Origin of the sequence: Frateuria hangzhouensis, assembly GCF_026410505.1 — a bacterium.
Classification (GTDB): domain Bacteria; phylum Pseudomonadota; class Gammaproteobacteria; order Xanthomonadales; family Rhodanobacteraceae; genus Frateuria_A; species Frateuria_A hangzhouensis.
Map to the genome: position 1 here is coordinate 1 of NZ_JAPMIU010000050.1, position 289 is coordinate 289.

A 289-nucleotide genomic window follows, 5' to 3' on the forward strand; every position below is an offset into this window, starting at 1 on the left:
CGATGCGCGGCAGATCGAATATGCGATCGGCGACGTGACGCACCTCGCCAGGATCTTCCCCAAGATGCTGGAGCGGCTGCGCAAGACCGGGCGCGGCGTGTGGCTGGACCAGGAGATGGAGCGGCTCGCCGATCCCGCCAATTACGCCAACGATCCCAACCAGGCGTGGAAGCGGGTGCGCGTGTCCGGCCGCAAGCCCGACGTGCTCGGCCGGCTGAAGGCGCTCGCCCGCTGGCGCGAGCTGGAGGCGCAGGGCAAGGACCTGCCGCGCGGCCGCATCGTCAAGGAC

General features: G+C 70.2%; 1 pseudogene. It reads left to right on the plus strand.

Going from position 1 to position 289, the window contains the following annotated elements:
* Nucleotides 1–289, plus strand: a pseudogene (locus tag OSC30_RS16820) (hypothetical protein); the annotation flags it as partial.